The organism is Vibrio methylphosphonaticus (genome assembly GCF_023634655.1).
GTDB lineage: Bacteria > Pseudomonadota > Gammaproteobacteria > Enterobacterales > Vibrionaceae > Vibrio > Vibrio methylphosphonaticus.
Map to the genome: position 1 here is coordinate 19,491 of NZ_JAMKMS010000032.1, position 10,646 is coordinate 30,136.

The 10,646-nt window shown below is 46.4% G+C and carries 1 protein-coding gene; it reads right to left on the reverse strand.

The window, feature by feature from the left end; all coding sequences use genetic code 11:
• Positions 1-49: 49 nt before the first annotated feature.
• On the reverse strand, positions 50-10,646 hold a 10,597-nt coding region (locus M9196_RS22230), incomplete at its 5' end, for a VCBS domain-containing protein (protein ID WP_250619692.1).

Consider the following 10,646-nt stretch of genomic DNA (forward strand, 5'->3'; position numbering starts at 1 on the left):
AGGCGGCACATCACCTGATGTACCGCCTTTTTTATCACGCCGCTTTCAGCTACAAATCAACCTTAATGATGTTCATTGTGTCTAACTGACTAATGAGATCGACCTGATGTCCGGCTGGGTCATTGATGACATTAGCATCCGATATTCCCAACTCACTCCAGCCCACACCATCTAAGGTGATATCCGTTTGCTCGTTTCCTTTTGTCACGCTGATTACGGTACTGGTCGCATCGTTCGCGTCATTGATATCGTCATTAACGGTCACAGAGATATTGCCAAGCAATTCGCCAAGATTATTGTGCTCAGGCAACAAGTCTGAAATATCCAACAGGTCATCACCAACACTGAAATCCGTCACCGTCGACGTGGCAGGGTTCAAGGTTGTTCCTGCCGAATCTTCCGTGAATAAGAACAGGTCATGCCCATCACCACCCGTTAAGATATCATTACCACCGCCACCAAAAATGATGTCACTCTCAGCACTACCTAATAGCGTCTCAGATGTGTTGTCACCCACCACAATCTGGTCAGGTAAGGTCAGTTGCTCTGATTGGTGTAGCGCAATAATAACATCTGCTGGTGTCATACCGTCTAATTCAAGTTGAGTCACACCGAGTAAAGAGGTGAGTGTCACCCCCTCCAAGACAATTGATTGAAGCAGTGCACCACTATCGCTAATTTCAATCACTGTATTGCCAGATTGCTCTTGGATACTCAGCTGATCGGTCAGCAACTCGTCGGCTTTAAAATCAACTGACGTTAAATCAACAACATCATGTGTCACGGCAGGATCATTGCTCGTGAAATCTCGAACATCAAAGTCTTTCACCGTATCGGTGCCTGCCAATGCTGCTGTTTCCCACTTAAAGGTATCCTGAGAGTCATTATCAGTGCTAACACCACCTAACAGTGGTATGTCGTTACCAAATAACCATTCATCATCGGCCGTACCCACAAGAATATCATTGGTTGCACTATCGCCTCTTAATCCCTGATTACCCGTGACTGTGATGGTAATCGGTTGTTCTGAGTTACCGTTAAGCCCACCATCACTCGCATCGATATAGAACGTATCATCCGCCGTTTGGTTAGCTTCTAAGGCATTGCTGCTTCCCGCGAGCAGTACATACGCCCATACCCCAGTCATGACATTAAAGGTCAAGGTTCCGTAAGTACCCGCTTTTGTATACGTGTCCCCTACTAATGAACCACCTCGTAGGCTTTTTGAAATTGGTGTTGCAGTATCTACATCTGCAACCGTGATATTACCGCTGGTCGTGTCTGTTACTCCCTCTTGCACGCCTGCAGTAAAGTCACCACTAATGGTTGGTGCATCATTGGTGCCTTGGATGGTTACCTTCACCGTAGATATCGTGCCGTCACTAGACTGAACATTGAACTGGTCATCAACAAAGTCCCCCACATTCAGGCTATCAAATGACTCATCTGCGATATAGCTCCAGCTACCATTTCCATCGATGGAGAAGGTACCATGATTCCCTACAACATTGGTTTGTTCAATAAACGTGTTGTCCGCGTTATCAACATCGGTTGCCGTCAACACACCACCCGTAGAGAGCGGTGCATCCGTTTCCTGTACGTTAACATCAGCAGAGCTTACCGTTGCGGCGTCGTTTGTCCCTTTAATGATAATGTTGACTTGTGATGTCGTACCGTCTAACGACGTAACCGTGAAAGACTCTTCAGCCGTTTGATTCACATTGCGGCTATTAAACTCGCTGTTCGCGGTAAAATTCCACGCACCGTTTTCATCAATACTGAAGGTACCAATTGTTCCGATGAAATCAGTCTGTGCAATGAACTTATCATCCGTATTATCAACATCACTAGCGGTAAGCGTGCCACTTGCCGTTAACGCGCTGTCCGTTTCATCAAGAGTAATCGTTTCTGCACTAATATCGGCAGCATCATTCGTGCCATTAATCTTCACAGTCACGGATGAGGTTGTGCCATCCACAGAGGTCACTGGGAATGATTCACTCACGCTTTGATTTACATTCAGATAGTCAAAAGATTGATTAGCAATAAATGTCCATGTACCGCCAGCATTAATGGAGAATGTACCGTGAGAGCCAACAACACCCGTTTGCGGTGTAAACGTATTATTTGCATTATCAACATCGTTCGATGTCAGGGTATCGGTAATTGTGAGTGCCGCATCCGTTTCATCTTGCTCAACATCTGCAGAGCTCACCGTTGCCGCATCATTAGTACCGGTAATGTTCACTGTGACCGTTGACGGTGTACCGTCAATACTAGTGACATTGAACACGTCTTGAATCTCCTGACCATCGCTCAATTCATCAAAGGTGCTATTGGCGGTAAAGTTCCATACACCATTGCCATCAATCGAGAAGGTACCGTAGGTGCCACTCACGTTAGACTGCGGCGTAAAGGTATTGTCTGGGTTATCGACATCGGTCGAGGTTAATGTTCCTGTCGCGGTTAACACCGCGTCGGTTTCAGTAAGGTCGACGCTACCCGTGGTCACAACCGCAGCGTCATTATTACCTTCTACCGTGACATTAATCGTCTGGCTAATGGTGTCGCCTTGACCGACACCAGCAACGAGACTTTCAATGTAAACCTCAAATTGCTCCGTTTGTTGTCCTGTATTTAAAGCATCAGCTTTTGATTGGTCCAATTCATAGACCCATTTAACGCTGTCTGCGGTATCGCCTGCGACCAATTTTAAAGTACCGTACATACCGTCAATCTCGGTCACTACGCTGCTACTGCTGAGACTATAACTATGCGTGTCACTTTGATCGATATCATCAATCGCCACCACGCCGTTAGCCGTATCCTCTTGAGATCCTGTTGGGTCTTCATACACGGTGCCGACTGCAGTCGTATCACTAACCACAATCGATGGCGCATCATTGGTACCCGTGACTTGGAATTCAACCACTTTCTCAGAGGACAAGCCGAATTCATCGGTCACTTTAACGGTATATTGAAGCGGCGTATCCAATGTTTCTCCGTTAGAGAGTTCTTCAAACGGATCAACTAACTCAAATTCCCACGCCCCTGTCGAAGCGTTAACCGTCAAAATACCTCTGTCATCGCTATCGATAACTTCCCAAGTTTGATCATCGGAATCAGTCGCACCTTGATCTTCGAGACGACTACCATCCGTTCCGTCAGCATTATTGTCGAGATCTCCACTATCAAATTGTCCGGTTAGCGTTGTAGTCACATTTTCTGTTAACCGTTGTACATCAACATCTTTAATTGCTGGCGCATCATTAGTACCCACAATCGTGATCACAATGTCTTTCGTTTCACTGGTTAACCCACTGCCTCCTAGATCTGTCGTCGTGACTGAAATAGTGGTTTGCATGGTTTCGCCTTTCGGCAAATTGTTGACCACTTCGCTATCACTATCGATAGTAAATTCCCAGTTACCCTCGTTATCAATAGTGAACGAACCTAGAGACGCATCTTCCTCTACAAACGCAAAGGTATGAGTATCACCGATATCTGGGTCAGAAACGACTAATTGTCCGGTAACCGAATCATTAGGAGAATCGACAACCGTACCAATCACCTTACCTTCTAGTGACGGTTGGTCGTTCGTTCCAACCACCTCGATTTCTACGCTTTTGATAACCTCAGCGCCATACTCATCCTGTGCACGGATGACGAATGTTTCTGTGACTTTAACCCCTTCAGCGAGGGCATTCACATGTGGCTGATCGTAAAGCTGATAGCTCCAAGTTTCAGTGGCAGGGTCGACAACAAATTGTCCGTAAGTACCATTCAAATCAGCCGCTTGTAGAGTGACATTATCACCTAACGTACCCGCATTATCGGCATCAGTTAAAGTAATATCACGGACAATACTTGGTGTTTGGTCAGCGTCATCAGTTAGCGGTTCCGATATCGAGTTATCAACTGCTGACGTTGTTGTCGTAATCTCTGGAAGCTCATTAGTTCCAACAAGATTTAGATTCAGCGTTTGTGTTGCAGTCGCGCCAGCCCCATCGGTAACGATGACAGTCCACTGTTGAGGAAGTTGCTCACCCTCATTCAATGCAACGATATCAGGGTGGGGCTCATCGCCATTAGGACCATATGTCGTCGTCAATTCAAACTGATAAGTTCCATCGCTATTAACGACCAACGTACCATAATCAGGATTTGCGGTGACGGGTTGTAAATCGTCCCAGCTATGTGTATCTCCATCATCAATATCGTTAACCGATAACTGTCCATTAAGCGCAGGCGGTGTGCCCCCTGTATCAGTATCGACAATCAAGCTTTCAACAAACGAAGACGCTACCGGAGCATCATTCAAGCCCGTGACATCAACAATAATTTGCAGGGTTTGCGGTACGCCATTATCGTCCACGACTGTTTTACCGTATTGGTCAATCGCGTAAACTTCAAAGGTATCACTTACCACCTCGCCTTCTCGCAGGCTCTGAACCGCATTGCTATCGTTATCTAATGTAAAGGTCCAGTCACCGGTGGTCTCATCAACCACCATAGAACCATATGGACTTGAACCATCAATGAGAGTCCAGGTAATCGTATCGCCAAGTGCAATATCAACACCGTTATTGTCTGAATCAACAACATCATCAACCGATAGTGTGCCAGTTGAAACAACGGTATCCGGCTGAGAGTCAGCAACATTATCGTCTTCAGTCGCGCTCACGCGAGCAACGATAAGCGGTACATCTTGATCTATTGGGTTGTCTACATTTTGCGCGGTACCGACAATTCGGATTTTAATATCATGAGTGTCGACGGTTGTTGCTAATGCCTCACCCGTTGCGATATCTGAATCAGTAACCGAAACTCTAAATGTCTCCTCCAATTCCGTGCCGACAGGAATGGACACGCCGGGGTTAAGTTGGTAAGTCCATTCTCCAGTGTTTGGATCGATAACCAGCTGCCCATAACCTCCTGTTGCGGTTGAACCACCGGTCAGCGTATCGGTATCAAATACTCCCCAAGTAAATTGTTCATCATTGTCTGGGTCCTCAACACTTAATCGGCCAGAGGTACTCGTGACCGTTTGTTCGATCACTTCACCGATCACAGTATCATCGACAAGCTCAGTGTCACCGACATAGATCTCTGGCTTATCCGCTGAACCATGAATCGTCACCTCAACTCGATGAGTCATACCATCGTCTGTTGTGAATCGCCAAACTTCCGTGACGACGTCGCCTTCTTCCAGCCCTTGAACTATGTCTGAATCATTATCAAGTACATATCGCCACTTCGTTGGGTCGTCTGAGTCAACCACTAGGGTACCCATAAAGCCACCCACCGTAGGTGCTATCGAACTTGCAACGATATTTGAGCTATTCTCGGTAATACCCTCGTCAATTTTATCGATGGGTTGATCAGCGGTTCCGTCTTCTTTAACCTCTGCAACAATCGTGAAATCGGCACTTCCACCGCCGCTACCGCCATTTTCGTCTTGGCCGAAGACATTGATGGTAATAGTGAGTTCTTCTGAGATACCAGGAGCGTTCGTATCTGAATCGGTCACATTATCGGTGACTACAACCTTAAATGTTTCTGTTACTGGGTTTTCTGGATCATAAACCAGATCTTGAACCGCTGGACTTTCATTATCCAACGTGTAAACCCATTTACCATTGTTATCCAGACTTAACGTACCGTAAGTCCCTTCACTTGTGGCATTTGTATCGCCGTTAGTTCCCCCGACAAGACTCCAGTTTCGTGAAGGACTGTCATTATCAACATCCGAGGCAAAAAGCTGCCCTTCCGCTCGCGTCAAATCACTACCAAATATATCTTCGGTACCATCTTCGATGACAGTGCCTTCATCCTCACCATCAATTGTTGGGCGATCATTTTTGCCCGTTAAATCAATCACAAGTTCTTCTGTGATGGTGGCCCCGTTGTCATCTCGCGCGAGAACAACAAATTTATCCTCTTGCACCTCACCTTCGGCGAGCGGTTGAAGCAACGAATCATCAGGTGTGTAAGTCCATTTACCGTCAACATCAACAACCAATGTACCGAAGGCGCCTGTATATGACCTTGCTAAGAACTCTGGCGTATCGTCATCGCTCGCGTCGCCAGCAACGCCGGTATCGAGATCAGTGATGATCATCTGACCTTCAACAACACCACCGTCATCTTCCGTATAAGCGCCCTCTAAGCCTCCAGTCACTTCTGGAATATCATTGTCTGCGGTAATATTAATAGTAACTGTGTCAGTGGCTGTCCCACCAAATCCATCCGTGACCTTTACTTCAAACGTATCAGTGAATTTCTGATTGAATTCTGGGTTCAACGCCTGAATTTCATCGTACTTTGTTGGGTCTACTTGGTAAGTCCACGAACCATCTTCGTTTAGAACCAATACCCCGTAATCACCGAGTCCATTATTAGCATCAACCAATGTCCACGTGTGCGTGTTATCCGTTGTGTCAACATCCCCATCGGTGAGTTGCCCTGATGTTTGATAAACACCATTTTCTAGATTATCTTCTGCAAAGTTTTTGTTGAGTCCACCAATCACTGGGGCATCATTAGCACCGATAATATCGATATTGAGCACTTCCGTGGACGTCATCCCAAACTCATCTGTCACACGGAGTTCGACGGTATCTCCACTAGGTAACGACTCACCTTCCGCCAAAGCGTTAACAGTATTATAAGCATCGCGCTTACTAGGATCGGCGCTAACATCGGCAAGCGTGTACAACGTATAGGTCCATGTACCATCCGCATTCACGGTAAAACTACCGTATTGCCCATCACGGACAATACTCCATGTAGCATCATCACCGCTATCCAAATCACCCGTTCCGATATCTCCGTTGGCAAGCTCATCGGCGGTTGGGGTTCCCTTAACAAATCGACCTTCAAGGGCATCACCATCTTCCACTACGCTATACATATTCGAAGCGGATATATCAGGGTCATTGTTGGTACCCGCAACAGAAATATTCACCACGACTTCGCTGGTTAACCCTCCAACATCGGTCACTGTTACCGTAAACGAATCCGTCTCGGTGGTACCTGGTGGAATGGCTTTTGTCGCATCAAGCGCATTGTTTAATGTATAAGTCCAAACTCCATTGGCATCGACGGTCAATGAGCCATACTCACCCTGATTAGGGTCTGTGTCGTCAACATTAACCGAATCTACGCTGAACGAATGTGAATCCGTCGTGTCAATATCAGAAACCGCTAATGCACCAGAGGCTTTGACTTCACTGTTCGGATCTTTATCCACTGGCTCAATGACACTGCCTGTGACTTCGCCGCTAAGGATAGGTGCGTCGTTAGAACCTTCAATGATTACCGTAATTTCTTGGGTATCAACCCGATCTGAACTTGGGTTGCCATTACGAGAATCATCTATCACGGTAACCTCAAAGGTCTCCGTTAAAGTTTCGCCACTGTTTCGAAGAGCTTGAACCGCAGGGTTGTTATTATTGAGTGTATAAGTCCAAATGGCTTCGCCTGTTACTGGATCGGACGAAATAACTATCGTACCGTAGTCGCCAGTATTGGTATCTATCGACCAAGTATGCTTGTCGTTAGTATCTACATCGCCAGGCTGTAAAGTGCCGGACGTAACAATATCCGCTGACGTATCGCCATTCGGGAAATCATCTTCCGTCACCGTACCTTCAACCGTACCTTCAATTTGCGGCTGATCGTTGGTACCCGTCACTCGGACTTGAAGTACTTGAGTATCTGTTGCTCCGTACTTATCCGTCACTTGAATAGTGAAGGTTTCAAATTCACGCTGTCCACGCTCAAGTGCCTGCGTCGAATCTTTTTGATCATCGGTAACTTGTAAGTCGTAACGCCAGAATACACGGCCATTAAGTGGATTCTCGACAAGCGACATATTACCGTACACACCAACCGCTACACCATTTTCTACCGCTAGCGGATTGCCGTTTGCATCCAATATGGTCCAAGTATGGTCTTCATTCTCATCTGGGTCTTGATCGCGCAATCGTCCCTGTTTAAATTGGTTTCCAGTATCTTCATTAATACGAATTAGGTTAACGTTGCGAATGTCAGGCGCGTCATTATTTCCTTCTACATTGACATTAACAACGTAGCTATCGGTGCCACCAAACCCATCATCAACCGTGATGGTAAATGGGTCTTCTGCATAAATGACCCCTTCTTCCATAAAGTTGGCTTTGGCTTGATCTAAGGTATACGTCCATTCACCATCATCGTTAACCGTCAACGTACCATAAAGTCCGTCACCATCGACGACAGCCCAATCGTGAGTATCTTTAAGATCATCATCGGCGACTTCAAGGTTACCTTTCGCGACGCTCAACGCACCGCCATCTTCAATGACTAAGCCTGAGTTATCACCTGAGATGGATGGGTCATCATTGGTTCCCTCAATCTCTACCGTAACAGTATCAAAACCGATTCCACCTTTACCATCGGAAACCTGAACTTGAAAATACTCGTAAACTTTTTCGCCTGTTTGCAAATGGTTAACTGAGCTGTTGACTAAGGAATAAGTCCAAACGCCTGTTCCAGAATCTAACGCTAGGGTACCGTAAGCTCCACTCGTCGAACCAACAACCCCCCAAGTATGGCTATCATTTACATCAACATCACTAGGGACCAAAGTGCCCGTCGCCGTAGGAATAGGATCAGAGTCTTCAAAGACTTTACCCGTTAGTTCACTAGTTGCAGAAACCGTTGGTAAATCGTTGGTACCATGAATTGTCACCACAATTTCTTGCGTCGCAGTGCCATCTATCGAGGTTACTTGGAAGCGTTCAGTCCGCGTTTCGCCTAACCCTAATGCCTGAACGGTGACGTTGTCCTTATCCACAAGGTAAGTCCAATTGCCTTCAGGGGTAATTGTAATGCTGCCTAACGGCAATCCATCAGTAGCATCCGCTACATTGGTTACCGTCGTGGAGAAAATATTCTCACCACTATCAATATCACTCACTTGTAGACTGCCGGATTCTTGCAAATCATTTCCGACGACAGTGATATCTTCAACCACCGTGCCCGCAGCACCTCCTGATATAGATGCGCCGTCATTAGTACCATTGACTACCACTTCAACGATCTGAGAAGTACTGCCATCGATGGAATAGACTCGGAAGCGCTCTGTAAAACTATCTCCAGCCCCAAGTTGCTGTACCGATGCTAGATTATTATCAATAGTGTATGTCCAAGTACCCGTCGACGTTATCGAGACACTGCCTAGAGACGTGATGCCATTACTATTTGTTAATGTATCAACGCGCGTGGCGTCAAACTGACTTTCACCAACATCAGCGTCAGTCGCAGTAAGGTTACCAACGTGAGAAAGCGTTGGGGTGGAGTCCTCTTCTTTAACGCTTCCTTGCACATAATCGGTAATAAATGTTTGGTCTTCAGCACCATTAATTTTAACTTCGATTTCAATTGGGGTGCCATCTTCACTAAGAACGGTGAATTTTTCAGTGATCGAATCTCCCACATCCAAAGACTGGATGGCGGTCTGCTGATTATCTACTAAATAGGTCCAACTGCCGTCTGCTGCTATCACTAACGAACCACCCAAAGTGTTGGTGATATCCGCGGTTCCATTCCCAACTTGGAAAGTATTTTCGTTTGCGTCAGGATCATCAATAACAAGGTTGCCTTCAACCTTAATGTTATTGCCCACTAAACCTTGGTCTTCCACACCCTCAGCAAAAGTGCCACTGACGATGGTTGGCACATCGTTAGTACCTTCGATGGTAATAACAACAGTATGTTCCGTGCCATCTTCAGACCGAACGATGAAGGTTTCTGTGGCAGTTTCGCCTTCTCCAAGGTACTCAACATAAGCATTCGCAATAGAGTAATCCCACTCCCCTAGCGCATTGATGGTCAAGGTACCTAATGCATCCGTGGCACCATTAAGCGTACTCGAAGATGTTATTGAATCTGGATCCGTCTGGAACACCTCCTCGTCACTTCCATCGGTATCTTGAAGCTGGAGTACTCCATTGTCTGTAAGTTCGACAAGAGTGTCATTCTCTTTGACATCACCCAGAGCTTGGCTCGGATCACTAATCAATACCGAATCATCATTGACGCCGACGATATCAACGACAATGGTATGTTCTGTGCCATCTATGGTCTGAACCGTAAAGGTTTGTGTCGCACGCTCACCTTCAGCAAGTCCTTGGACATTATTGCTGTCATTTGGAATCAAATACGACCAATTTCCGGCAGCATCAATCGTCAATGAACCATCAACAAAGTTACCCACTGTTGGCGTAACGGAAGCGGGAACAAACGCCCCTTCACCATCATCAGCATCGCTGATGGTAGCTTGACTACTAAAGAACAAATTCCCATCGGTATCAATTTGTGGGTCATTGTCTTCTGTTGCTTCTCCGTAAGAAGTGCCACCAATCACTGGCTCATCATCGGTCCCCGTGATGGTGACCACGATGTTGTGAGTAGTACCATCTTCGCTCAGTACTTGGAACGTCTCAGTGCGGGTTTCCCCTTCAGCAAGCGATTGTACTGAGCTGTCGGTGTTGTCGATTTCGTAATTCCACGCGCCTGTGGCATCAATGGTTAAGGTACCAACCGGCGTTAGGCCATTACCATCATCAACTTTGGTGACGCTGGTTTGGAATTGGCTCTCG